Here is a 26,150-nt window from a genome sequence, read left to right as displayed (position 1 = left end):
ATATATGATAAATCAATTGAATTGTAGAAGAAGGATATCCCCCCTGATCTTGGCGATTGTCGTTGCGATTTGCGTGCTATCCGGTTGCTCGGGGAAGGATGATAAAATGGCGGCTCAGCTTACGGCCAGCGAAGTAGGCGAGCAGATTATGCAAGCGGTGGACCTTGAGGCGATGCGTGAAGGGGATCAGGAGAAGCTTCAAAAATTGTACAAGCTCGATCTGGACGGCGTGGAGGATTTCATTCTTTACACATCAACATCGAACGTGAAAGCGGATGAATGGGCTGTCATCAAGCTTAAGGACCCGCAAGAAGCGGAAGCTGTCAAAGAGAAAGTGGAAGCGCGCATCAACGAACAGACAGCGAAATTCAGGGACTATCGCCCGGACGAGTATTTTTTAGTTGAAAATCATGTGTTAAAGGTGAAAGGGCCATTTGTTTTCATTGTGGTTTCCAAAGAAGCGGATCGTATGGGGGAAGCGTTTGACGACGCTTTGACCCAGGGGGAGTAAATAATGGCGAAATATTTTCCGTAGCCCTAGAGGATGGAATGGCAGAAGATTGGATAAAAACTATAAGAATAAAGAACTAGTATTTTGCGCTTTAACCTAATTTTAATACTAGTAAAATATAACTATTTTAGAGACATCCACTTAAATGTAATTTTCTCAGGTTAAAACCCAAGCAACGAAATGGGGACTGCTAGAAGCCTGATGATCCCTGGAATCCGAATCAAAGATGTATCGAAAAAGTACTGGAAGACTAGTAACGAATCGTCGTATTTTCCTATTACTTTTGGTTTATTATCTCTCAAAAGGTTGATGTTGGAATGGTTCGATGTTACTATATATCTTGATTGCTTACTAGTTTTAAGGGGGATATGTGTAAACGTGGAGAAGAAAAAGTCGAAGTTTAAACCATTTTTGCTTATTATTGTGGGGGTTATTGTGGTCCTATTCGTAATTGGGACACTGTCCGACGATTCCACATCCAATTCGGATAACAAGACAGCAGCGAGTGGAACGGACGCAAGCAAGTCCAAGGATCATGAAGCAAAATATGCCGAAGCACAGGATTTATTTAAAAATGGAAACTATGTTCAAGCAAATGCGGTCGTGGATGATGCTATTAAAGCTGAGCCAAAAGAAGAGTATACCAAACTGAAAGCGGATATAGAGGCTAAGATCAAAAAGCGGAAAACCGAGCTTGAGGCCAATTTCGAGATTAAAGAAGACAAGGTCGAGAATATTACCTTTATTTCGCCTTCCTCCGGTGTTACCAAGGGTCTCGTATTTTATCCATACATCGGTATAAAGGATTCTAACAAATACATGATCCTGCGAGTTGGGTTTCAAGAGGATGCTTCTAAGGCATTGTTTGTGTTTACCAGTGTGAAGGTACGTGCCGGAGAGCAATTACAGGAGCTTAAGTTTAATCCAATGAACAAATTGAATGATGTTGATCTTTTTGGTTCCGGCATGACCGAGCTAGTAGATATTGACGTAGATAAGAAAATTGAAGATCTAATTAGCAATGTCATTCCAGCAAACGATGAGACCATTGTTCGTTTTGAGGACATTTCCAATAAAGCAACGGACTACACGTTAACCGAGAAGCAGAAGAAAGCGATAGCAGATATCGTCGAATATTACAATTACCTCGATTGATTCAGACATTTCCTAGCACCGCACTTTTAGTTATTATAACTTACTCCAAAGAGCCGAATTCCTTAACAAGAATGCTGGCTCTTTATTTTGTTCTCGGAATATAGCCCTCCCATCTTCTTATATCAGGAAGCGAGGGCTGTTCACGTTGATTCATCAATCGAAAAATAAATGGGATTCACGAATACGACGGCTTGTTGCTAAAAGAAGCACATGCTACAATTGTTAGTAAATGACCATTTACTAATGGGGGGGTTAATATGGGCAGACCACGTGAATTCACCGATGAGAACATCTATTACGGCGTTTATCAGTCGCTATGCAAGAAGGGGTTCGCACAGACTACGCTCACGGATATAGCGAACGAGATCGGTGTATCTCCTGCAGCATTGATCAAACGATTTTCCTCAAAGAAGGGCATCTTCCTCGCTTATAGCAATTTTGTCATTCAATTGACTGAAGCGAAGTTTACTGAAGCGGATCAGAGCGACGCCCCGCCGATCGAAGCGTTAAAATCCGTTTATAAAGAGGCGGTCCGGTTAGGAAATGACCCGGTTTCCCTGGCGCGCCATACCAGTTTTTATCTGGAAAGCACGACCGACCCTGAATTGCTGGAAAGGTCGAAACAGCGCCTGGCTATTATTGATGCTGGAACGAGAAGGCTGCTGAGTAAAGCTGTTCAGGGCAAGTTCCTTCAATCTTGCGATATCGAGCTGGTCAGCACCGTGCTGCAGTCCGCTATCAGCGGTGCGCTCCTGATCTGGATTCGGGATGCCGGGAAGTCGCTAGACGCTCTAATCGACGATTGTTTTCGCGTTGTGATCGGACCGCTACGAATAGGGGGGAAAGAAGATGCCAACGATGACTAGCCACCATGCAGATCTATACTACGAAGTGCACGGGGAGGGTCATCCGGTCATATTTACCCATGGCGCTTCCTGGAATCACAAGCAATGGGAGCCGCAAGTTCAGTTTTTTGCCGAGAGATATAAGACGATTGTTTGGGATGTCAGAGGGCATGGTTACTCCTCACTTCCGGAAGGAAAGGTTGACTCGGAAACGTTCAGCAAAGACTTAATAGCTTTGATGGATCACCTTGAGATAAAGCGAGCCGTGCTATGCGGATTGTCCATGGGTGGTCATATCTCCCTGCAAACCGCGATTCGGTTTCCTGAAAGGGTAGAGGCTCTTGTATTAATCGGTACTCCGTTCACCAACGCATTTAACTGGTTCGAAAAATGTTTTGTCCCCTTTAACCGTTGGTCTTCCCGGATGATCCCGATCCGGCTAACCGGTTGGATCCAGGCGGCCATGCTCTCGAAGTATAATCCGGATAACCGAGCATACATTGAGGAAGCATTCAATATGCTGACACAAGAGAGATGGCTGCGCTTATGGGATGCGATCACCCGGATGGAGAGCCGCGAGCATTTGGACCATGTACAATGTCCCGTTTTACTGCTTCAAGGCGAACATGACACCATGATCAAAAGGCAGCAGAAATATATGCACTCGAAAATAAGAAACTCGGAGCTGCACATCATTCCGAGAGCTCACCATGCAACGAATCTTGATAATCCGAATGCCGTAAATGAACAGATATCCAGGTTTTTAGTCAAGCATCGCAATGAATTTTGATCGTTCCCCCTACTTCGTCTAGATCAGTGCTCAAATTTCTTACCGAATTGAATATTTTATAGTAAAATAAAATTTGCCGGTTCAATTTAAGAGTAGAGTCAAAGACTCTATCGGGTGAGGAGTTATTAAGCACGTGAAAAAATTATATGCATCATGGTTCGGAAGCTACTGGAGCCCCTATCTGGTCATGGCTTTGGCAGGTATTCTCAGTGCGGTCTATTTTGGGATCACCAACACGGTTTGGGCCGTAACCGGAGAGTTTACCCGTCTTGGAGGCCATATTCTTGAATTCTTCGGGGTGGACGTATCGGACTGGGCCTATTTCGACCTTGTCCATATGAACGGAACGACTTGGACCCGAACCGATGGTTGGATCGTGTGGGGGATGTTTATTGGAGCCCTTATTACGATTTTGCTTAGCAACAACTTCAAGATCCGGATGCCGAGACAGAAGCGGCGGTATGTGCAGGGATTCGTGGGCGGCATCATAGCGGGCTTTGGAGCCCGTTTGGCGCTGGGCTGCAATCTCGCGGCATTTTTTACCGGTGTACCTCAGTTTTCGCTGCATTCCTGGATCTTTATCGTTGCTACGGCTGCGGGCACGTTCCTGGGCGCCAAGCTGGTCAATACGAGGTGGTGGAAAGGCAAGCCAGTTCTGAAGATGGGCGGTACAACGCCGATAGCTAAGACCGGGAAAAGCCGGCAGCCCCTTCTTGGAGCGGTTCTCGGTTTAGCGTACATAGCCCTCATCGTATATTTCTATGCCACTGGACGCACCATGCTTGGAACAGCCGCACTCTTCGGAGCGGCATTCGGAATCCTGATTGAGCGGGGGCAGATCTGCTTCACTTCCGCTTTCCGCGACCTGTGGATCAGCGGCCGGGCTACGATGACCAAAGCGATTGCCGTCGGCATGGCGGTCAGCTCTGTCGCTACGTTGATCATTATTCTTGTATACGGTTTAGACCCCATTACGAAAATTGCGGCACCTAGCACCTTTATCGGCGGATTGCTGTTCGGACTGGGGATCGTCATGGCCGGCGGCTGTGAAACCGGGATGATGTACCGCCTGATGGAAGGGCAGGTCGTGTTTTTGCCAGTGTTTATCGGCAACATTATCGGAGCTACCGCTTTGGCGTTTGCTTGGGATCACATGGGGGTATATAACCTGCTTGTGAAGAGTGGCGCGCCAGTCAACCTGATCACTGAGATGGGTCCGGCGGCTGCATTACTTGTAACACTGCTAGTACTCGGGGCCGGGTTCGCGGTCGCCGCATATTGGCAGAAGAACTACCGCTACGGCGTTGGATTCAAGAAAGGAGATGCAACTCATGTCCGTTGATTTCACACTGGATCTCCGGGGGGAATCTTGTCCTTACCCGGTCATTTACACCCTCGAAACACTGCGCGATATGAAAAAAGGGCAGACGCTTCAGGTCATTTCCGACTGCCCGTCCGCTTTCCGGAATGTGCCGGAAGAGGTCGTCAAGCACGGCTACAGCATGGCACAAGAGCCGGTCAAGAACGGCCAGGAATTCAGCCTCTTTATCCAAGTGTAAGAGAAATAACGCTAAATCAATGTTCAATAATGACGAAAGCCTCCCACATTCGACAGGGAGGCTTTCTCGTGTTATTAGCGGGACTTAATTCCCGAATAAGCTTTGGATCAATTGGCTGGCGAGGCCATAGCCCAAAGGGCGGACGGTTAGATGTTGCTTCCGAGCATCATCGACGAATAATCCGAGACCCGGTTTTCCTTCAACCCATCCAAAACAGCCTCACGCGTTGAATGGACCAGATAAACATCCCATATAAAAAGTCGAAACAGAACAATGATCGCAATGATGATGATAACGATTATGCCGTACCTCTTAGATTGAGTTTTCTCTTTGTCCACCTGAATGTCCGTTTGCTACAAATCTTTCCAATCATAGATATTGTTACCATACACAATACAATAATGGGTCCGTAAAGCTCATCATCGCAAGGCTCTAAAAGAGCCATTCCTCTGCTTATTAGGGATACGGGTTCATGATAGGAATCGTTAGGACATAAAAGCTTTTTTTGTTGGTGCAGCTGATGCGGACATCCGTGAATGCAAGCAGCAAAGCAATCGGGGGCCTACAGCTACACATGCATTGTCAACGTCAAGCGCTTTCTTTGTGCTGTACGACAAGAAGTGCCGGATGTATACTTTAGAGAAAAATTAGGTGGAGGGAGGTTAAGCAGGAGATGAATTCCAGAATCAGTAACCATCTATACTTACGCCGAGAGGGGGGAGCTCATGAAGCTGCAGGCGTCCGGGAAATCATCCACTTGGTTTGTGTATCAAAAAATCGTGATCGTATTTATCGTATTATTGCTGCCTCTCATTACCATGAGCCTCTGGCTCAACTTCAAAGGAATGTCCGTTTCCAAGGATGCGATCTTGGATTCTTCATTCGCGGGGGCCTCTTTTTACTCCAAACAGCTGGACAAAGAAATGTATTTTATCCGGAATTTGCAGCTGGAGCTGCTCAATGACCAAGATTTGCAGAAGCTGGGCTTTCGGGGCGGGACCCTGGATAATTATGAAGAGGTGGCGCTGATTGACCAAATCCGGGACCGGCTTGCCACGTTAACGGTATCGAGCGAATATGTTCTGAATGCCGGCGTTTATGTGGAATCCGTGGGAAAAACCATCTCAACCTTCTCCGGGGTTACCAATACGCCGAATGTTGAAATGGAGCTGATTTCATCGCTGCTTTCGGTGAAATCCAAGCCTTCGTTTTATCGAAGCGGCGACCGTATCTTTTTTATCGAAACAGAGAACAACGGCAAGATCTGGTCCTATATCGAAATAGCCAGGCCTAAGCTCCTTGAGGCTTTAAAAGAAATCGCCAAACTCTATCCCGAATCCGAGGTGCTGCTTGGAAATAAGGAGCTCGGCTCCATTCTGGCAACCGAAGCGGAACCAGCGCAGACGACAGGCATCCTGGCGCTCGCCGGCAGTGGAGATTTGAATAGCCTGGAAACGCCCACCAAGGGCAGCATGCATGGCGTTGACTATTTTATTATTCAAAATGACGTCAGCTCCCTCGGATTGGAGCTGATCATGTACGTAAACCAGAATGAAATTACGCGCCCGCTGAGCCAGTTTATTACTTGGTTTTACACGTTGTTTATTATTGCACTTATCGTGCTGATCCTGTATTCGTTCTCCGTCAATTTGATGATTCACAGGCCGCTGTCCAAGCTTGTCAAGGCGTTTCATATGATAGAGACCGATAATTTGGATATTACGATCGAATCCAAATCCAAGGACGAGTTCCACTATGTGTTCAACAGCTTCAACAATATGACCCTGAAGCTTAAACACTCCATCGAAGAAAATTATGAGCAAAAAATGGCGCTGCAGCTCTCCCAGCTTAAGCAGCTTCAATCCCAGATCAATCCGCATTTTCTATACAACAGCTTCTTTAATATTTACATGATGTGCAAAGTAAACGACGCGGAAAGCGCAGCAGAGCTATCGCAGAAGCTGGGGAGCTATTATCAGTACATTACGAGAAGCGGTTCGGACGATGTTCCATTCGTCAAGGAATACCGCCATGCGCTTGATTATTGCGATATTCAGTGCATCCGTTTCTCCAACCGGATTGCATACGAGGATGGAGGGCCGTCCGGAATTCCGCCAGCCTTTTCGGTTCCTCGGCTCATCATTCAGCCGATCGTGGAGAATGTGTTCGAGCATGCGTTCGTGGACGGCATGGACGATGGGAGGATCTATATCAACGCGGATTACCGGGATGGCAGGCTGCGGGTAACGGTGGAGGATAATGGGAGGATGGTAACGGATGAGCTGATCGCGCAATTAGGCGAAAGGCTGGGAGACGATTCCAAGCAAATGGAGAAGACGGGTTTAATGAATGTGCATAACCGACTTCGCCTTAAATACGGGCCCGAAAGCGGGCTGTTCATTTCGCGCAGTGTCTATGGCGGTCTTAAAGTAGAGCTGATCATAATCGACGTAAGTGAGGAGGCTTCGTAATGTATCGACTGTTGATCGTAGATGATGAACCGGTGATCACGAACGGTCTGGTTCAGTTATTTGAGGAAAACCCGGAATTTGAGCTGGATGTCCTTAAAGCGTATTCGGCCAAGGAGGCGCTTGCGATTGCCAAAAAGATGAAGCTGGATATCCTTGTCAGCGATATTCGGATGCCGCAAAAAAGCGGGCTTCAGCTGGTGGACGAGCTGATGTATTATTGGCCGATGTGCCGAATCATCTTTTTGACGGGATACAGCGAATTTGAATACGTGCACGAAGCGCTGCGCAAAAATGTGGACAATTACATCCTGAAAACCGAAGGCATCGATCCGATCTTTACTGCTGTCCAACAGGCTTGCCAGAGGCTTGATGAGGAGAATCGCCGCAGAGTACAGGAAGACAAGTTGAAGCAGCATGCAAAAATCGCCAGGCCCCTGCTGAAAAACGAACGGATGGAGCGAATCCTAGACGGGGAGCCGATCCGTGCACTATTGACCGATACGCGTTATGAAGGATTGGACTTTCGCATTTGTCCAGACCTGCCTTCGTTATTTGTGATGGGGTGCATAGACGAATCGGCGCATTCGGCATCCAGGGAGATGATCTCATCCATACAGGGGATATTTATGAATGATTTACCGTCCTCGTTTAGCTGCGAGCAAGCGGTTTATGAACGAACACTCATTTGGCTTCTTCAACCGGATGCAGAATTATTGGGCCGCTTCCAAGAAGGGGAGAGCGAGGGGACGATTTCGTGGAGCGGAGTCACGGGCTATATGAAAGGGATCCTGGAGTCTATACAAAATGAATGCGACGAATTGCTCGGGGTACAGGTATCCTTCGGAATTTCAGGGAACCTGAAGGAAGCGTGGGGGACGATCCGGGAGCAATACGCAACACTGCGGATGATCTTGAAGCAAAAGCAAGCGTTGGGTCAAAGCATGGTGATCACTGACATTTCGAAAGTCGGAGAACCGATTGGGAACACGGGCGAACAAGCGCGCCATCGCGAGGGTGATACGAAATCATTGGTCATTGCCCAGATTCAGAAATACATACAGGATCATCTGGCCGGGGATGTCTCCTTGACCGCGATCGCGCAGGAGGTGCATTTTAATCCATCCTACCTGTCCCGCTACTACAAGCAGATGACGGGGCAGAATTTGCTGGAATATATTCAGGCCAAGCGCCTTGAAGCAGCAATCGACTACATGCGGAACACGGACTTAAAGCTGCAGGAGATCGCTGCCCGGGTCGGTTTCGATTCGCATTCGTATTTCACGACGTTTTTTAAGCGGAAGATGGGCATGTCTCCTCAGGAATACCGCAGTTGACGGAGCCGGGTTATCGCGCAGCCTTGAAAACAAGTAAATAAATTGAAAGCTATGTAAAAATCTTAAAATTGATAGCGCTTTCTTCCGGCATATATAATTGGACCCAAGAAGTAAAGACCAAAGCAGTCTACAAACGATTCGAAGGGGGAAAGCCATCGACATGAAAAGAATCAAGCCATGGAAAATGATTTTGCTTGCCACATTGTCGTTATTTGTCATATCTGCATGTTCAGGTCAAGGTAAAGAGCCAGCAAGTTCCCAGCCGCAAACCGAGACCAAAGAAGAGGGCGGCACGGCGGCGGCTCCGCCTGATCCGTTGGGGAAATATCCCGAGACGGTAACCGTAACGGAGGTAATGGGCTTCAATCCGCCCGAAGATCCCCGGACGCCGAAGGGCATTACGCCGGAGCAGAATGCTTATCTTAAAGATTTGAAAGAAATGCTGAACATTGAAGTGAAATACAAATGGACGGTCCCATCCAGCCAATTTAGTCAAAAGTTCTCGCTTGCCTTGGCTTCTGGCGACCTGCCGGATATTTTGGAGCTGGACGGTAAAAATTTCGAAAAGCTGAAGAAGCAGGGGATGCTTGCCGATCTGACCGAGGCCTACAACGATTACGCATCGCCGACATTAAAGAAGTATATGGAGTCTGACGGCGGTTTCGCCATGAAGACGTATTCCCAGGACGGCAAACAGTTAGGAATCCCGGCTTTTGAGGACCCTTTCTTATCGACGCAGCTGCTCTGGATTCGCAAGGACTGGCTCGACAACCTGAAGCTTGAACCTCCTAAAACCATGGACGAGCTGGAGATGGTCGCCAAAGCATTTGTCCAGCAGGATCCGGACCAAAACGGCAAGAACGACACCTACGGACTCGTGCTGCAAAAGAATTTGTTCTTCTGGGGCTTTGACGCAAGAGGATTCTTCAACGGCTTTGGCGCGTATCCGTCCATGGGCGATGGTCAAACGGCATGGATTCAAGACGGCAGCGGAAAGCTGATTCCGGGTCTGATCCAGCCGGAGGTAAAAACAGCGCTTGGCAAGCTTCAATCCTGGTACAAAGAAGGCATCCTGGATAAAGAGTTTGCGCTCAAGGACGAGAACAAAGCGGTCGAGGACATTACCGCAGGCAAAGTCGGCATTTCCTACGGGGAATGGTGGTATCCGAACTGGCCGCTGAACCTGAATGTGGATAAAGATCCGAACGCGAATTGGATTGCCATTCAAATTCCTGGTTTAGACGGTCCGGGCAAATCGCTGGTGCCTAAAATCCGGGGTGACAAGGTATATGCGGTGAACAAGAAAATGAAGAACCCTGAAGCCGCTATCAAAATGATCAATTTCTATATTGAGATGGGGAATAAGGAGTATTTGAATCAGAACCAGGCAGAGAAGGGATATGTATACAACTGGTTCAGTCCGCGGATCTATAACCCTGCCCAGATCGAAACCATTTACACCGAAGTGAATAAAGCGCTTGAAGCGAATCAGACGGAAATTACGCTGGATGATGAAAATTACAAGAACGTCGCCGACGTCTTCAAGGCCACCAAGGATTACTTGGCTGGTGATACATCGAACGCGAGTAAAGGCGTGAACTGGGGACAATATTTCAGCCGTGCAGCGAAGGACGGCGGCTGGGGCTTGACCCGCCAGATCAAAGAAAAACAGGCGTTTGTCAACCACGAGTTCTACGGTCTTCCAACGGCCACGCAGGTGGAGAAGGGGGCCCAGCTGGATAAGCTTATGCAGGAGACCTTCACCAAAATTATTATGGGGTCTTCCGTGGATGAATTCGATAAGTTTGTTGCCAGCTGGAAGTCGCTTGGCGGCGACGAAATTACGCAAGAAGTCAATGATTGGTACAGCCAGCAAGCCGTAAAATAGTCGTTCCAAAGCGGGGAGGAGGCGTTACCGGTTACCGGCGCCTCCCCCCCGTTTTACAAATTCATAGAGCTTACGTTGCCATATCCTGAAATGTCCGGGAGGTCCAGCTGTGAGAACGCTGAAAAAAGAATACTTGCTTCATTTGATGTTGCTGCCCGGTGTTATCGTGACACTGATATACGCCTATGGGCCGATGGTAGGCCTGGTGATGGCGTTTCAACAATTTGAGCCGCTGTCCGGCTTCTTTCACTCCGAATTCGTTGGATTTGAAAATTTTCAGTACGTGTTCGGGCTGCCGGATTTTAAGCAGGTCATGTGGAATACGCTCGTCATTTCCGTATTTAAGATGGTCCTGCATCTGCTTGTGCCGTTAATACTCGCCCTGCTGCTTAACGAGGTCACCCGAAAGTGGTTTTCCCGGTTTGTGCAATCCGCCATTTTCCTGCCATTCTTCCTATCCTGGACGGTTCTCGGCGGCGTCATCATCGAATTATTCTCGCTTAGCGGTCCGGTAAACGGGTTACTGACCGCCTTTCATCTGGAGCCGATCATGTTCATGCTGGATAATGACTGGTTCCGTGGGATCATCATCGGCTCGGACGTCTGGAAGGGCATGGGCTATAACATGATCGTGATGCTCGCAGCCATCGCGGGGATCAATGCCAATCTTTATGAGGCTGCTGAGGTCGATGGTGCCGGAAAATGGAAGCAAATGCTCCATATCACGCTGCCGGGCATGGCTCCGATCGTGATTCTTCTTGCCGTGCTAAGCCTGGGGGGAATCCTGAATGCGGGCTTCGAGCAGATCCTGATTATGTATAATCCGACGGTTTATGAAGGCTCGGATATTATCGATACGTTCGTCTACAGGCTCGGCATGTTCAGCCAGCAATTCGGACCGGCGGCCGCCGTCGGGCTGTTTAAATCGGTCATTTCGCTTGTCCTGGTGTCCGTGACCTATTATGCGGCTTACAAATATAACAATTACCGGATCTTTTAGGCTGGGGGGAGAGAAATGCACAGACCAACGATGAGCAGAAGACTGTTTGTCTTGTTGAATACGCTGCTGCTTACGACGATCACTGTACTTGGCATTATTCCATTCATTCACTTGCTTTCGATTTCCTTAAGCTCGAATACCGCCGCCATGGCTGGTGAAGTGAAGCTGTGGCCGGTTGGTTTTAATGTAGATGCTTATCGGTACCTTGGAGAGAAAGTGGAATTCTTCCTCTCGTTCGGCGTTTCACTGGAGCGGGTCGTTCTGGGAACGGCTGTCAATATGTTCTTGATATTCATTACGGCATACCCGCTATCGAAATCGAAGGAGCAATTCAAGCACAGGACGCTTTATGTGTGGTTCTTTGCCATTACGATGTTTTTTGGAGGCGGATTAATTCCGACTTATATCACGGTTAAAAATACGGGACTGATTGATTCGATCTGGGCTTTGATTCTCCCAGGCGCGCTTAACGTATGGAATATGGTGCTGATGCTGAACTTCTTCCGGACGATTCCCAAAGAACTGGATGAAGCGGCTACGATTGACGGGGCAGGACACTGGCGGGTGTTATGGAGCATTTATCTGCCTGTATCCCTTCCGTCCATTGCGACCATCGGCTTGTTCACCATTGTGGGTCACTGGAATTCGTGGTTCGACGGCATCCTGTATCTCAACTCGCCGGAGAAATACCCGCTCCAGACGTACCTGTCGACATTGATTATGTCCATAAACTCGCAAATGACGTCCATCTCGATCGAACAGCTTAAGGCGATGGAGAATTTAAGCGAGAAAACGCTCCGAACGGCCCAAATCTTTATGGGTGCGCTTCCGATTATGCTCGTCTATCCGTTCCTGCAGAAATATTTTGTTAAAGGAATAACCGTCGGCAGCGTGAAGGAATAAAGCAGCGGAGCAAGCAGGAAGGGGAGAGCTATTATATGAAAAAAGTGTCGGTTGCATTAATCGGAGCCGGGCTTCGCGGAATCAATTATTTGGAGTATGCGCTGCAGCATCCCATGGAGCTCGAAGTCACCGCCGTGGCGGAGCCGGTTCGGGAGCGAAGAGAGAGCTTTAAGCATAGGCATTGGATCGACGATGCCAATTGCTTCGAGGATTGGGACGCATTTTTTGCCGCGCCCAAGATGGCTGACGCCGTCCTGATCTGCACCCAGGATAAGCAGCATTTCGAGCCGACGATGCGCGCGCTGCAGGCGGGATATCATGTGCTGCTGGAGAAGCCGATGTCGCCGGATCCGGAAGAATGCATACGGATGGGGGAAATGGCTTCAAAGGCCGGAAAGGTGTTTTCGATCTGCCACGTGCTACGGTATTCGCCGTTCTTTCGGACGCTGAAGGAGCTGCTGGAAGAGGGCGTGATCGGCCGCCTGATGTCCATCCAGCATAATGAAAATGTGGGATACTGGCATCAGGCACACAGCTTTGTAAGAGGGAATTGGCGCCGCAAGGATGAATCCAGCCCTATGATTCTGGCAAAGTCCTGCCACGATCTGGACATCTTGCTCTGGCTGGCGGATGCGGACTGCGTTCGGGTATCCTCCTTCGGTTCACTCACTCATTTTACGGCTGCCGAAGCGCCGGAAGGAGCGCCGCTGCGCTGTCTGGACGGATGCCCGGCGGCGGATGAATGTCTCTACTATGCGCCAAATCTTTATTTAACGGCGGATACGAACTGGCCGACATCTGCCATCAGCGACGACATGAGCTACAGTGCGCGGTATAAGGCGCTGCAGGAAGGACCGTATGGCCGATGCGTTTATCATTGCGATAACGACGTGGTTGATCACCAGGTGGTGAATTTAGAGTTTTCGAACAGCGTCACGGCAGCATTTACGATGAGTGCCTTTACAAGGGACGTGAGCCGGACGATCAAGCTGATGGGAACGCGCGGTGAGATCCGGGGGGCCATGGAAAAAAACGAAATCGAGATCATTCATTTTGGCAGCGGAAAGGTCGAAAGGATTTCCTTTGACGATATGGGCGGTCATGTCGGCCACGGGGGCGGGGACATGCGCTTGATCAAGGATTTTCTGAAGCTGGTCCGCGACGGTGGTCAAACGCAAGGGCTTACCTCGGCGGACCGCTCTGTGCAGAGCCATCTGATGGCCTTTGCAGCCGAGCAATCCCGAATCGAGGGATCGATTATTCGTCTTGAAGAGTTTCGACAGCGTTATACCGCCAAATGATTCACATAGAAATGACAAAATGCCGGTCTTTAAGATCGGCATTTTCATTATTAATCGTTGCTTAATCGTCTATCGACATGGATTGGTTAATCAATCGTAAGTGGCTGGTTCGTCAGGGATCGAATCCAAGGTATCGCACTTAACATCGTCCATCGCATGACCGGATTTTTCATCGTAAATCGTTTCATCATGGACTTCGATGCTTCAACCTCGTGGAATGCATATTTACTCATTTCGTGATAATAATTGTAGATCGCTGTTTCAAAATCCGCTTCCTGTTTCATCGCAGCCTCAAGCTTGTCGGCGAGGAGACCTGCATCTCGCAGGGCCGTGTTGCCCCCGTGCGATCCAGTAGGAGGCATGACATGGACTGCATCACCCATAAAAATAACGCGTGAGTTGGGCCAACGGGAGGGTTTCCTTCCAGCTTTGAATTTAACTCCCATCGTATAATCTACGTCAGCATGCTCGATTAGACGCCGGATCGCCGGGTGGAAGTCTCGCGAAACGTTTTGGGCCACCCGAAACAGCAGGTCGGGGTCAGAGGTAGTTTGATATTCCGAGAACCTTTCTTTGGGCATGAGAACAGCCCACATGATATAATCATCAACCATAGGAGGCGGCTGGACGATTCCCATTCGGGAGAACGCAGCTTGGGGAGCTTCGCGAAAGGCCATCGTCGTAAAAAAGATGCCGTCGCCTGAACGACCGATGGCGTGGATACCGCTTGTTTTGAGACCTTCGGGCATCAATGGTCTATCTTTTTCATGAACCAATCTAGTACGGCCATAAATCGCCCAATGGTTCACATCTTCCGGTTCACAATCCGGAAGGTATTGTTTGCGTAGGGATGAATGTACTCCATCTGCACAAACGATGAATGCTGCATGTGCGGAAGTTCCGTCGTTGAAGTGAAGGACGGCCCCATCCGGGTTAGATTCGGAATGGACCACTCGTTTCCCAAAATGCACCCGTTCTTGAAGTCCTTCCAGCATGATCGTGCGCAATGTTTGGCGATCCGCTTGGCGAGGGATCCGTAAGTCGGTGCCCGTTGGGTCTCCTTTAAACGTGAGTTTGAATATTTCGCGTAGTTTCCCATTGGTTAATCTAAAATAACTATCAAGGTCAGTAGGCGAAGTAGTGGCCAGAAACAGCTCGAATAAACGAGGAGGAAGACATCGCTTTATGGCGGCAATCCCGTGTTCATCTACCGTAATTCGATACCCTTGGCGACGGGCGTCCACAGCTTGATCGCGTTCATACACTTGCACTTCCATCCCGGCCCGAAGCAGTGCTTGAGCTAAGCATAAGCCGCTTAAACCTGCGCCCACAATGGCGACCGAAACTTTGGGAACATTACTCGCTGTTCCTGTCTTCGGGCTAATATCCATCTTGTCTGCATGCATGATAAGACACTTCCTTTCCGGGAAATAAACAATGTCTCAATTACTTCATTATTGATACAATACAATATGGAACAGTGACCTTAACCCGGCGCAGGAAGGATCATGAACTAGGTCTGTAGAATGGTTTTGTTGGAATGAAAACATGCACGCAAGGAGAGCGGGATGATTGACCGAATCAAGAAATGGGCTAGAAAGCTAAAAGGAAAGATATTCGTGCTCTATTATGCTTACAAGGATCCTCGGACCCCGTGGTACGCCAAAGTATTTGCCATTTGTGTTGTAGCCTATGCGTTTAGCCCCGTTGATCTGATTCCAGATTTTATTCCTATTCTAGGCTATCTGGACGATGTGATCTTAGTTCCACTTGGAGTAGCCATCGCACTGAAAATGATACCTCCTGATGTCGTCCAAGAGAACGAAGAGAAAGCCGAGCAACGTATAAAAAACGGTAAACCGAAGAATTGGCTTGCAGGAAGTTTTATTATTCTCCTATGGATCGCGGCATTCCTTTGGGTTTCGCTGATCATATATCGGTACATGGTGGACTGATCGAATAAAAGAGCGTTGCCAGCGGCAGCTGCTCTTTTTTTTCGATCTATATTAGAGGCTAGCGTTGCTGCGTTCACGAATCGCAAAAATGACGATCATCGTTACGAGTAGATTGGCAATTTTATTTTTCCTAAGCGCTGACTTCCCAATGGTGCAAACCCATGATATCATCTAATTAGACATATATTAAATTAAACGATCGTTAAATTTAATATTCAGGAAGGAGTGCTGGAATGAGCACGGACTTTTACCTGGTTAGACATGCTGAAAAGCAGAAAGGAACTGGAGATGTTTCCATTTCTCCATTAGGGATACAGCAGGCTCGGATGACAGCAACATATTTTCGTAAAATGCCCATAAGCAGAATCTGCTGTAGTCCTCTTCAGCGAGCCAAGCAGACCGCTGGGTTCATTGCAGAAGCCGTGAATCAAACCATATTGGAAGATACCCGGTTACGGGAACGAGCAAACTGGGGAGACCTCCCTGGACAAACATTTCAGGAGTTTATCGAGATGTGGAATCACTGCACCTTGGAAAGAGATTTTGTCCCCCCAGTCGGCGACTCTGCAAGAAGGGCAGGCGAGCGCTTGTCTTCCTGCATAGTGGAGCTTTCGGCTCAGCACACAATCGAGCGGATCGTTATCGTGACGCATGGCGGGTTAATCACAGACTTTATGGTAAACGAATTTTCCCAAGATGAGTTGAATGCCTATCACCCGGACTTTGTTCAAACGCAGAGTCGACTGGTCCCTGAGTGTTCTATCACTCATATAAAATACGTTGATGGGCGATTTGTATTAATCGATTTCGCAAATATAACGCACTTACATCTTTTGGGATAAAATCTGTTGGAGTTCTTCTATACGCTGAAAACAGGCTGCCCTACATTCGGCGGCTTGTTCGCCGAGCGGCCCTAAACCCCAATAATTGCAACATGATGGCAAACGCAGTCCTAAAGCGCACTATTGACATTCGGAGCTTGCAGCTGTAATTTGTGAATATAAAATAAAAACATTCATAAAATCATAAATAAATTCATGAAGGATGTGAACAGCGACATGCCAAAAAAGTTTTCCGAGCAGGAACGCGAATGGATCCGTCAGAAATTGCTTTCGGAGGGGCGGCACCAATTTGAAACAGCAGGTCTTCGCAAAACGAGCGTGGAGGATTTGACGAAGGCTGCCGGCATTGCCCAAGGCTCGTTTTACATGTTTTTCGCTTCGAAAGAGGAGTTATATTATGAACTTCTGCTGGAAGAGGAACAGCGTATCCGCAATACTGTGCTGGATTTATTCCCCCCTGATGAGGTTTGCAGCAAGGAAGGCATCAAGCGGTTTCTTTCCTATTCATTAAGAATGATGGATGAAAGCCCGCTCCTCCGGAAGATGATGGATCGGGGCGAGATGGAAATGTTGTTCAGGAAGTTACCCAAGGTGCAGCTGGAACGCAATTTTAGCGAGGATCAAGAAGCGCTCTTGCCGATCATTACGTCTTGGCAAAGAGCGGGCATTTTATCCGGTACGCCTTCTGAATCGATTGTGGGGATGATTCGATCCTTGGCCTTGCTGACGCTGCACAAGAATGACATCGGAGAAGCCCAATATACGGCAACGATCGAGCTGCTGGTCGAATTGTTATCGGCTGGTATGCTTGCGGCATCAAGGCCTTTTAAAGGAGACGAGCCGGTATGATCGAAGTTAGAGGGCTTCATTTTACCTATCCGAACCGGAGCGAGCAGACCCTGCGCGGACTGGATTTTGTGATTCCAACCGGGGAAATCTTCGGATTCCTCGGTCCTTCCGGCGCGGGTAAAAGCACGACGCAAAAGCTGCTGATCGGCGTGCTGAAGGGCTATCAGGGAAGCGTAAAAGTAATGGGCAGCGAAATCAGGGATATCGGTCCCGACTATTACGAACGAATCGGGGTTGCCTTTGAATTCCCGAACTTCTACAGCAAATTTACGGTTCTTGAGAATTTAAAGCTCTTTCGTTCCCTCTACAAGGGAAAAACCGAGGATCCTATGCATCTGCTGGAACAAGTCAATCTTGCAGATGCTGCAAACATGAAGGTGTCCCAGCTGTCCAAAGGGATGAAGATGAGGCTTAACTTCTGCCGGGCGCTGCTGCACGATCCGGATATCCTCTTTCTGGATGAGCCCACCTCCGGCTTGGACCCGGTGAACGCGAAACGGATGAAGGAATTGATTCTGGCGAAAAAGGCGGAGGGGAAGACCGTCCTCATCACAACGCATAATATGCAAGCGGCAGAGGAGCTTTGTGATCGAGTAGCATTTATTGTTGACGGTGAAATCAAACTGATCGATTCGCCAAGAGAATTGAAGCTGCGGAAGGGAAGGAAGGAGCTTCGCGTAGAATTTCGCAAGAACGGCCAGCTGAAGGAAGCCTTATTTCCTCTTGACGGTATTGGCGGGAATGATCAATTTCTTAAGATTATAAAGAATGATATGCTCGAAACGATTCATTCGCAGGAGGCATCCCTTGAACAAATTTTTATCGAGGTGACGGGGAGGCAGCTGATATGAAAGGCTTATCCCTGTTGATATTCGACCTGCGTTTTCAATGGCGTCATGGATTCTATTTCGTTTATGTATTCGTTTGTTTTTGTTATTGGATCTTGCTTAGGTTCATTCCAGAAATCTATAAGGAGACGACAGCCATAGCGCTGACCTTCAGTGACCCTGCAGCTTTAGGACTTATCATGGCAGGCGGGATGGTTTTGTTGGAGAGGGACCAAGGCGTCCACGATCCGCTGTTCGTCACGCCGGCTCATATTCGGGATTATTTGCTGGCGAAAGCCGGATCGCTGTCCGTCTTGTCCCTTGCGGCAGGATGGGCCATTCATGCGGCAAGCGGCAGCCTTCCGCAGTCACCGCTTGCTTTTTCTGCAGGCATCGTCCTGACGTCAACCTTTATGACCTTGCTATCGATAGGCGTGGCGGCACGACACCGTACCATCAATGGTTTTATTCTGATGGTGCAAGTCTACGCTTTGCCATTTGTCCTTCCATTGCTGGGCTACTTTCATTTATGGCATACGGATCTGTTTCTCCTGCTTCCGACCGAAGGGACACTTCGATTACTCGGTTCTCCTTCTGGCGGCCTGTCCGTAAATCACCTTCTTTACTCCGCATTCATCCTATTGATCTGGAATTCCGCAGCATATATCTGGGCACACCGCTCTTATTCACGCCATGTGCTGATGAGGATCGGAGAAGGAGGGGATGGCAATGGAAAAATATAAAGCCCTGATGATGAAGGATTTTCGGCACGCATTGAAAGACCCCGTGCTCATGGCGGCTATGATCGGTCCGCTGGTGCTTATCTTCCTGTCCAGGTTCGGTTTTCCTATAGCCGTTCATTGGCTTGACATGCATTATTCGTTTAATCTTGAGCAATATCGCGGCTTTGCTGCCTCATTGTTAGTTGTGACGATCCCGATGTTAACAGGGATGCTTACGGGGCTGCTTATCCTCGACGAACGGGATGAGAATATGATAGCCTATTACGCGGTTACGCCGCTGATGCGTAAAGGTTATTTGCTGTATAGAGTGGCGCTTCCAACCCTGCTGTGCATCGTTTTATCCGCAATCTATTTGCAATGGTCTACGATGTCGGTCGTTCGATGGGAAACGCTGTATGCTTTGCTGCTGCTGGCATTGGAATCGCCGTTGTTTACGCTCTTTCTCGCCGCATTCTCATCAAATAAAGTGGAGGGACTGGCCTTATCCAAAATCGGAGGGTTGTTCATCATAGGCCCTGTGGTGGTTCATTTTGTTCCGGGAGCTTGGCAGGTGCTTGGGGCTTTGCTGCCTAGTTATTGGCCGGCAAAGGTCCTCGATCTGATCATGCATGATGAACCATTCCCTGCATTTGTGTTCTTCTTGCTGGGCTTGCTATTACATCTAGCGTGTTTGTTTCTCATGATCAATGTGTTTAAAGCCAAGCAAGCATAGATCTCTCTTGCTAGCATAGGGACGAAAAACAGTGCTGCGGGTGGAGGTGGCGCTTTTATGGTAAACTTTTTAGATAAGAAGAAGTTCAGGCAAGTAAGGAGTGGAGCAGTTGTTTGCTGAACAGCGGCATCAAATCATTATTCAGAAATTGAATCAAGACAAATCGATCCGGGCTTCGGAGCTCATGGAGCATTTCGGGGTTTCGTTCGAGACGATTAGACGGGACCTTGAATACTTGGAAAACGAAGGCCATCTGCGGCGGGTGCACGGGGGGGCGATTCCTAGAGATCCGGATTACAGCCACGAAATTCCGCTTCCGATCCGTGAATCGATCTTTATGGAAGAGAAGAAGGAGCTGGCTCAAATCGCGGTTCGTTATGTGACTGAAGGGATGTCCGTCGCGCTGGACCCGAGTACGACAAACACTGAAATAGCGAAGGCGCTCAAGACGAAATTCGACCGATTAACGATTATTACGAACTCGCTTCCGATCGTGAATGAACTCGTGTCGATGCCGGGGTATACGGTCATCATGACCGGTGGCGTCATTCGTCATGAAGAGCTGAGCATCATCGGCGACCTAACGGAGGAATTTACAGCTCGCTTTCACGCGGATCTATTTTTTATGAGCATGAGCGGGGTTACGTTAGAAGCAGGGATTACGGATAACGCCATCGGCGAGGTTCAGGTGAAAAAAATCATGCACGCTAACGCCAAGCGTACCATCGCCCTCGCAGACAGCAGCAAGTTCGGACAAAACTCGTTTATCAAAGTATGCGGGGCAAGCGAAGTCGAGCGGTTTGTAACGGATTCGAAAATCGACAGAAATATTGTTGATCAATTCAGCAAGAGCGGCATTGAGATCGTATATAAATAGGCAGGAGCGGTGAACGATTCTTGGTTTTATGCAAACCCGGAATCGTTTTTTTGTGTGTGATTGATTGCGTTTATGTGGTATTATTTGTATTAATCAAAGGAATGAGATAAACGATCGCTTCACTAAGGGAGGAGAGCCTCAAAATGAAAATCCATTTTCTCGGAACGGCTGCTGCGGAAGGATTCCCCAATCCGTACTGCCGCTGTGACGTCTGTTGCAAGGCGAGATCGCTTGGAGGAAAAAACATCCGAACGAGAAGCTCTGTATTGATTGATGGCATAATCAAGGTCGACTACTCCGCAGACTCCCATATGCAGGCGCTCCGTGACGGGATCGATTTGGGTGCGGTTGAGCATCTGTTATTCACGCATACGCATTACGATCATTTCCAGCCATCGGATCTGTACAACCGCGTTGACGGGTTTGCACACGGTATCGATCACCCCTTACATATTTATGGCAACGATGCGGCGATTAGCCAAAGCATACCAGCGATTGGCCCGGATGCTGGAGACCGGTTCGCCTTCCACTTATTGCGTCCCTTCGAGACGATTTTCTTGGGCGATACGCAAGTTACTCCTTTGCTCGCGAATCATGACCGTATGGAAACATGTTTGTTGTTTTATATTGAAAAAGGGGGCAAGACGCTGTTTTACGGCAATGATACGGGCTGGCTGCATGACGATACATGGGAATGGCTGAAAGGCAAAGCGATCGATATGGCGATTCTTGATTGTACGCATAGCTATACAAACAATGACCGAAATCCAAATCATATGGGCATTGAAACCGTGCTGGAGGTCCAGCGCGTGTGGCGGGAGGAAGGCAACCTTGGCATGGATGGCCAGGTTTACGTGACTCATTTTACGCATAACTCCGGCTTTTTGCATGATGATTTTGAGCGTGCCTTCGAGCCTGCCGGCATCAAGGTTGCCTACGATGGCTTGATCGTCGATCTATGACGGGCGGAGACAGCGCCAAAGAACGGCGACAGATTGTAATTGTAGGTATCGTTACTGCACTGACCCTCTTCGGTGATTCGATGCTGTACATCGTATTGCCGGTATATTGGAAGGAAGCGGGACTAGACGCGCTATGGCAGGTCGGCGTACTGCTGTCCGTCAATCGTCTTGTCAGGCTCCCTCTTAATCCACTAATCGGGTGGCTGTATCACCGCATGTCGCTTCGAACCGGTCTGTTTATGTCGGTCGGGCTGGCGGCGCTTACCACGGTGGGATACGGCATATTCAAAGGGTTCGTTCTCTGGGTAGCCCTCCGTGCCATTTGGGGGATTGCATGGTCCTTGCTGCGAATGGGTGGATATTTGACCGTCATCCGCTATTCCGATGATACGAACCGGGGACGCTTCATGGGAACGTATAACGGATTGTGGCGTCTTGGCAGCTTGGTCGGCGTACTGTTCGGAGGATTGCTCGTGCCCATGATCGGCCTGTCAGCCGTCTCCATACTATTCGGGATCATGGCTTTGATCGGGCTTCCGCTCATCGCCGTATCCATAAGCAAGGGAAAAGCTTCGGGAATGCATCAACTGGATCCTCCACGCGGAGTGAGGAACACGGTCTGGTCGCTGCAGGTGAAAAAAATCGTGATAAGCGGATTAATGATATCGTTACTGCACGCTGTGTTCGGCGCGACGCTCACGTATCTCATCGATACAAGCCATCCCGGCGGGATCCCTTGGTTCGGTTTGATAATCGGCAGCACTGCGTTAGGCGGTGTATTGACGGCGCTGCGCTGTGCATGGGAGCCGTTCCTGGCCAGATGGTTCGGACGTCATACCGATGGGCCGAGAGGAAGGCTTCCTCTGTTTATGGTATCGCTGGCGGGCGCAGCGGCCGGATATGCTTTGCTGCCTTGGCAGCTGCCAATCGGCATTTGGGTCGGAATTGTAATTTTCGTCATGATTACCAGCACCGCACTTGGCACCATTATGGACGCGATGGCCTCCGACGCAGCGAAGAATACATCCGTGATTACCGTCATGACCGCATATTCCGTGTCAACCGATTTAGGGGCGGCGATCGGCCCGACGTTGATTTATTGGGTGGTCGGCTTGCAATATGGCATGACATCCATGTATCTAGCGTGCGCAGCTGTATTCATTTTGATTGGTTTATGGTACCGGCAGGACGGTATGAGAAAAGGGAGGGGATTCCTTGGAGAAGAAGCTAACATTTCGTGAGGACGGATCGTTTGTCATCGTGCAGTTTTCCGATGTGGAGTTTATTGATGAGGAGGATGTGGATCCGGAGACGCCGATGCTCGACTCGATGACGAAGGCAACGATGGACAGGATCATTGCGCTTGAGCAGCCTGATCTTGTTGTATTCGCGGGAGATTTGATTGCAAGCGCAAGGAGCAAGGATCCGCTGCAATCATTCCGCAGCGCGGTTGCTGTCGCTGAAGACAACCGTGTGCCGTGGGCGGCGGTGTTTGGCAATCATGACTCGGAGGGGAATGTTCCCCGAAAGAGGATGCATGAGGAGCAGCTCCATCATGCATATTGCGTCGCCAAACCGGATCCTCCGGGAGTAAGCGGAGCGGGTAACTATGTGCTGACGGTTGACGATCCAACGGGGAAGCCGGCTGCTGCGTTGTTCTTCCTCGACAGCGGCGATTACTCACCGATTGAAGCGGTGGGTGGGTATGACTGGATTCGCCGTGATCAAATCGATTGGTACGTCTCCGAATCCCGGCGATTGGCCGAACGGAACGGCGGGACGCCTTTACCTGCACTGGCATTTTTCCATATTCCGCTGCCGGAATACAAAAAGGTGTGGGAGACGTCAGTGTGCGAAGGCCATTGCAGTGAATGGATCAGCTCGCCCAAAGTCAATTCCGGCATGTTCGCCGCCATGGTAGAAATGGGAGATGTTATGGGCACATTTGTCGGCCATGACCACTCGAACGATTATTCCGGAGTGCTGCACGGCATCCGCCTTTGTTACGGCAGATCTACTCGTTATGTCAGTTATGTGGAAGGTGTGAGGAAGGATAAATTCCCGACGGGTGCACGAGTTATTCGAATCACAGCGGGCGAGCGGCAGTTTGAGACATGGATCCGCCAGAGCGACGGATTGATCGGGGAAATGCCCTTACATGAGCCGGGTGCTCACTAAGAGAATCTACTAGTCCCTATCCTCTTAAATAGGACGACTTCGATGAGAGCAGCTTGCCCTGGCAGCTGCTCTTCCTCTATATTAAAAAGGAAATTTCTACTGCGAAATGGATTCGTGACATAATATAGGAGGCAGAAGATGGTCGGGACGATTATAATATGTTTTTTGGTACTACACATCATTATGGCTGCAATCATGGCGGTTTTTCCTGGAGATGAAGGCATGAGAAATACCATTGGGCTTCAAGCCTACACCCCCAAGCCGAAATCATTTTGGGACTACATGTTTAACGTGCTGGTCTTTCTCATTGCGGGTGGAGCTTTATATATGGAGCGTATCAATGATCGGATTGCACAGAAGTCTTGGCTGGTTCGGATCGGCATCCGAATTATGGTTCTTGTTATAGCTATCATCAGTGCATTTATCCTTGCCCTCATCTTTTCATTTTGAATTCCAAGGTATCTATAATAGATGTAATTAAAGTGGGCTTCATCAAAGCCTGAAGTTAGGGAGTTCTATGCTCTGATGTTGAGTTATGAACAACAGAAGTCGCCAATAGTGGCGACTTTTTTACGTACTGCGTGCAAGTAGACTATCCCATGTTCTCAACTAAAAAAAACTTTATGCACCTCCGCTCACTGGGATTTGAAACATTAGTTGCATAAGCCAACTATATGCGTGTATTATGTATGTAGTTGGCAAATAAAACTAATGGAGTCGAAGTACATGAAACCTGAAGTTCTTCAACATGGAGCATACGGAAAAGAAGTTACAGCAATTAATCGCCATTTGCAATTATTGCTTGCTCCACGGCTCGCTGCTCTTCAGCTGGGCTTTGGTCAGCATATGTTTTTGTTCATGCTGTCAAAGAAGGAAGGGGTGAATCAGAAGACGCTGAGTGAGCAGCTGCTGCTAGACAAGACCACGACGGCAAAGGCGATCCGTAAGCTGGAGCTCGAAGGCTATGTTCGCAAAGAGATGGATCCTGCGGATTTACGCAACCATCAACTTTTTCTTACAGATGCGGGGAAGGCTGTCGTGCCGAAGATTGAGGAGGCATTAGCGGAGGTGATGGAAATTGGCATCGAAGGGATGTCCGCAGAGGAATATGGGGAATTCATGCGGCTGCTGAAGATCGTGTTGAACAACTTTGACAAGCATGCTCAATCCATTCGTCAACATACTGAATGACATGTGGGATGTATATGCGTATAACCGTAATCGGCTCAACGAGTCCAACCGGACTGGAGGTTTTAAGGAACGGCATCGCCAGAGGTGATGAACTGGTCGCGTTCACAAGGCGGCCGAACGTATTAAAGTCTTTTCAAGGTATAACCAAGATAGTAACCGGAGATGGAATCCACCTGTCAGACCTCCAGCATGCGATCAACGGAAGCGAAGGAGTGATTGCCATCGTCGGTGGAAAGGCCAATGTCGCCGCTGTTATTCAAAATGTCATTCAGGCCATGCAAGAAGCCAAAGTCCGGCGACTGGTGTTTGTCAGTTCCTATTTACTTGAAGCTAAACGTCCATGGCCCACCGTTCTCGTTGCAAGATGGATCTTTCGCCGCGACTTGGCAGAACTGCGCGAAGCTGAGAATGTAATCCGAAGTTGCGGGTTGAACTGGACGATCTATCGGCCGACTCAGCTAAACGACAAACCCGCCACGGGTCGTTGGAGAATCCAGGAACGAGGGAACGATTTCAAATCGGGCCCGTATCAAATCAGCCGGGCGGATTTAGCAGCTGCATTGCTGGACGCTGTTACGAAGGATGCATACGATCGAGGTATTTATAGTGTAACTTGGGGCAAGTAACAAGGAGGAAACGAAATCGCCATGGATTACCTGTATCTATCCCTGTTAGTCATTCATATTTCTTCGGCCATATTCGGTGTTGGACCGGTGTTTTTATTCAATATGATTCTGAAAAGAGCGAAGACGGCCGATCAGCTGCGGTATGCTCACCACATCGTGGAGAAGTTAAACAAAAATGCGAATCTTTCATTCGGCATCCTTCTCGTCACGGGCTTGATTTTGGGCTGGATGAGCCCCTACTTGTTTCGGCAAATGTGGTATATCGCGTCGATTGTGCTGTTCCTAATCTCAGGCTTTTACGCGATTCTGGTCGTTGAACCGATCTTAAAGAGACTTCATCAAATCGCGAGCCAGTCAACCTCGGGAGAAGTTTCTCAGGAATACAAGCAGCTGTTCCGAAAAAAACAAGCCCGCGATACGATTGCGAACCTTATGGCCATCGCGATCATTCTTCTTATGATCATCAAGCCCGTATTCTAGGGAAGCAACGATATACACAGATCAAGTCGCGATTCATCGCGGCTTTTTTTATTCTGATTGCTAGTAACCATCCGTGCACAGCGGCTGGCCTGCATTATCTTATGAGCTGTGAAGAAATCGATTGGTGATTTCCAATGAAGAATTTGACACA

General features: G+C 48.7%; 27 protein-coding genes. 26 read left to right on the top strand and 1 reads right to left on the bottom strand.

Translation table 11 applies throughout. The annotated features are described in order from the left end of the window. Positions 1–49: 49 nt before the first annotated feature. The 12 genes from NST44_RS22540 (at position 50) to NST44_RS22485 (ending at position 13,757) form a co-directional block, all read left to right on the top strand. On the top strand, positions 50–511 hold the full coding sequence (locus NST44_RS22540) for a DUF4358 domain-containing protein (protein WP_445670720.1): 462 nt from the start codon (positions 50–52) through the stop codon (positions 509–511). 378 nt (positions 512–889) lie between these two features. Continuing rightward, positions 890–1,666 (top strand): hypothetical protein, encoded by a 777-nt coding sequence (locus NST44_RS22535; RefSeq protein WP_210094884.1) that lies wholly within the window; start codon positions 890–892, stop codon positions 1,664–1,666. A gap of 257 nt (positions 1,667–1,923) precedes the next feature. Then, positions 1,924–2,532 (top strand): TetR/AcrR family transcriptional regulator, encoded by a 609-nt coding sequence (locus NST44_RS22530; protein WP_210094885.1) that lies wholly within the window; start codon positions 1,924–1,926, stop codon positions 2,530–2,532. Continuing rightward, a complete protein-coding gene (locus NST44_RS22525; protein WP_210094886.1) occupies positions 2,516–3,301 on the top strand; it encodes an alpha/beta fold hydrolase in 786 nt (261 codons plus the stop codon). Before NST44_RS22530 ends, NST44_RS22525 begins: the two co-directional genes overlap by 17 nt. Before the next feature lie 133 nt (positions 3,302–3,434). Further along, on the top strand, positions 3,435–4,643 hold the full coding sequence (gene yedE / locus NST44_RS22520; protein ID WP_210094887.1) for a selenium metabolism membrane protein YedE/FdhT: 1,209 nt from the start codon (positions 3,435–3,437) through the stop codon (positions 4,641–4,643). Beyond that, complete coding sequence (yedF, locus tag NST44_RS22515) at positions 4,633–4,860, top strand: sulfurtransferase-like selenium metabolism protein YedF (RefSeq protein WP_007131822.1); 228 nt, start codon at positions 4,633–4,635, stop codon at positions 4,858–4,860. The genes yedE and yedF overlap by 11 nt, the downstream gene beginning before the upstream one ends. 725 nt (positions 4,861–5,585) lie before the next feature. Further along, positions 5,586–7,331, top strand: a complete 1,746-nt coding sequence (locus NST44_RS22510) for a histidine kinase (protein ID WP_210094888.1) — start codon at positions 5,586–5,588, stop codon at positions 7,329–7,331. Continuing rightward, complete coding sequence (locus tag NST44_RS22505) at positions 7,331–8,665, top strand: response regulator transcription factor (RefSeq protein WP_028406641.1); 1,335 nt, start codon at positions 7,331–7,333, stop codon at positions 8,663–8,665. Before NST44_RS22510 ends, NST44_RS22505 begins: the two co-directional genes overlap by 1 nt. Positions 8,666–8,825: 160 nt before the next feature. Then, a complete protein-coding gene (locus NST44_RS22500; RefSeq protein ID WP_028406640.1) occupies positions 8,826–10,553 on the top strand; it encodes an extracellular solute-binding protein in 1,728 nt (575 codons plus the stop codon). A 109-nt stretch (positions 10,554–10,662) separates the two neighbouring features. Beyond that, complete coding sequence (locus tag NST44_RS22495) at positions 10,663–11,553, top strand: ABC transporter permease (RefSeq protein ID WP_007131827.1); 891 nt, start codon at positions 10,663–10,665, stop codon at positions 11,551–11,553. A gap of 15 nt (positions 11,554–11,568) precedes the next feature. Next, positions 11,569–12,456, top strand: a complete 888-nt coding sequence (locus NST44_RS22490) for a carbohydrate ABC transporter permease (RefSeq protein WP_007131828.1) — start codon at positions 11,569–11,571, stop codon at positions 12,454–12,456. A 35-nt stretch (positions 12,457–12,491) separates the two neighbouring features. Beyond that, a complete protein-coding gene (locus NST44_RS22485) occupies positions 12,492–13,757 on the top strand; it encodes a Gfo/Idh/MocA family protein (protein ID WP_007131829.1) in 1,266 nt (421 codons plus the stop codon). A gap of 86 nt (positions 13,758–13,843) precedes the next feature. Here the strand turns inward: NST44_RS22485 and NST44_RS22480 are convergent, their stop codons facing one another. Then, complete coding sequence (locus tag NST44_RS22480; RefSeq protein ID WP_051425203.1) at positions 13,844–15,163, bottom strand: FAD-dependent oxidoreductase; 1,320 nt, start codon at positions 15,161–15,163, stop codon at positions 13,844–13,846. Positions 15,164–15,325: 162 nt separating this feature from the next. Between NST44_RS22480 and NST44_RS22475 the strand changes: the two genes are divergently transcribed. The 14 genes from NST44_RS22475 (at position 15,326) to NST44_RS22410 (ending at position 25,999) form a co-directional block, all read left to right on the top strand. Further along, positions 15,326–15,712 (top strand): YkvA family protein, encoded by a 387-nt coding sequence (locus tag NST44_RS22475; RefSeq protein ID WP_210094890.1) that lies wholly within the window; start codon positions 15,326–15,328, stop codon positions 15,710–15,712. Between the two features lie 233 nt (positions 15,713–15,945). Continuing rightward, positions 15,946–16,554, top strand: a complete 609-nt coding sequence (locus NST44_RS22470) for a histidine phosphatase family protein (protein WP_340900638.1) — start codon at positions 15,946–15,948, stop codon at positions 16,552–16,554. A 216-nt stretch (positions 16,555–16,770) separates the two neighbouring features. Further along, positions 16,771–17,403 carry a TetR/AcrR family transcriptional regulator gene (locus NST44_RS22465; RefSeq protein WP_244869095.1) on the top strand — a complete coding sequence of 211 codons (633 nt, stop codon included), beginning with the start codon at positions 16,771–16,773 and terminating at the stop codon, positions 17,401–17,403. Then, on the top strand, positions 17,400–18,254 hold the full coding sequence (locus NST44_RS22460) for an ABC transporter ATP-binding protein (protein ID WP_210094893.1): 855 nt from the start codon (positions 17,400–17,402) through the stop codon (positions 18,252–18,254). Before NST44_RS22465 ends, NST44_RS22460 begins: the two co-directional genes overlap by 4 nt. Further along, positions 18,251–18,973 carry a fluoroquinolone export ABC transporter permease subunit gene (locus NST44_RS22455; protein ID WP_210094894.1) on the top strand — a complete coding sequence of 241 codons (723 nt, stop codon included), beginning with the start codon at positions 18,251–18,253 and terminating at the stop codon, positions 18,971–18,973. The genes NST44_RS22460 and NST44_RS22455 overlap by 4 nt, the downstream gene beginning before the upstream one ends. Next, positions 18,960–19,685, top strand: coding sequence for a hypothetical protein (locus NST44_RS22450; RefSeq protein ID WP_210094895.1), 726 nt, complete (start codon positions 18,960–18,962; stop codon positions 19,683–19,685). The genes NST44_RS22455 and NST44_RS22450 overlap by 14 nt, the downstream gene beginning before the upstream one ends. 109 nt (positions 19,686–19,794) lie before the next feature. Beyond that, complete coding sequence (locus NST44_RS22445; protein ID WP_007131837.1) at positions 19,795–20,562, top strand: DeoR/GlpR family DNA-binding transcription regulator; 768 nt, start codon at positions 19,795–19,797, stop codon at positions 20,560–20,562. A gap of 143 nt (positions 20,563–20,705) precedes the next feature. After that, complete coding sequence (locus NST44_RS22440; RefSeq protein ID WP_210094896.1) at positions 20,706–21,524, top strand: MBL fold metallo-hydrolase; 819 nt, start codon at positions 20,706–20,708, stop codon at positions 21,522–21,524. Then, the gene (locus tag NST44_RS22435) at positions 21,521–22,765 is read left to right on the top strand and encodes an MFS transporter (RefSeq protein ID WP_210094897.1); all 1,245 of its coding nucleotides are present in this window, start codon (positions 21,521–21,523) and stop codon (positions 22,763–22,765) included. Before NST44_RS22440 ends, NST44_RS22435 begins: the two co-directional genes overlap by 4 nt. Beyond that, on the top strand, positions 22,740–23,702 hold the full coding sequence (locus NST44_RS22430) for a metallophosphoesterase family protein (protein ID WP_210094898.1): 963 nt from the start codon (positions 22,740–22,742) through the stop codon (positions 23,700–23,702). Before NST44_RS22435 ends, NST44_RS22430 begins: the two co-directional genes overlap by 26 nt. Positions 23,703–23,840: 138 nt before the next feature. Next, on the top strand, positions 23,841–24,152 hold the full coding sequence (locus NST44_RS22425; protein ID WP_210094899.1) for a hypothetical protein: 312 nt from the start codon (positions 23,841–23,843) through the stop codon (positions 24,150–24,152). Positions 24,153–24,428: 276 nt separating this feature from the next. After that, positions 24,429–24,893 carry a MarR family winged helix-turn-helix transcriptional regulator gene (locus NST44_RS22420; RefSeq protein ID WP_210094900.1) on the top strand — a complete coding sequence of 155 codons (465 nt, stop codon included), beginning with the start codon at positions 24,429–24,431 and terminating at the stop codon, positions 24,891–24,893. 14 nt (positions 24,894–24,907) lie between these two features. After that, the gene (locus NST44_RS22415; protein WP_210094901.1) at positions 24,908–25,519 is read left to right on the top strand and encodes an NAD(P)H-binding protein; all 612 of its coding nucleotides are present in this window, start codon (positions 24,908–24,910) and stop codon (positions 25,517–25,519) included. A gap of 21 nt (positions 25,520–25,540) precedes the next feature. Next, a complete protein-coding gene (locus NST44_RS22410; RefSeq protein WP_028406637.1) occupies positions 25,541–25,999 on the top strand; it encodes a DUF2269 family protein in 459 nt (152 codons plus the stop codon). Positions 26,000–26,150: the final 151 nt, after the last annotated feature.

It is taken from the genome of Paenibacillus sp. FSL W8-0919 (assembly GCF_038003785.1).
GTDB classification, from domain to species: Bacteria; Bacillota; Bacilli; order Paenibacillales; family Paenibacillaceae; genus Paenibacillus_AQ; species Paenibacillus_AQ lactis.
This window is presented reverse-complemented; position numbering and strand designations above follow the sequence as displayed.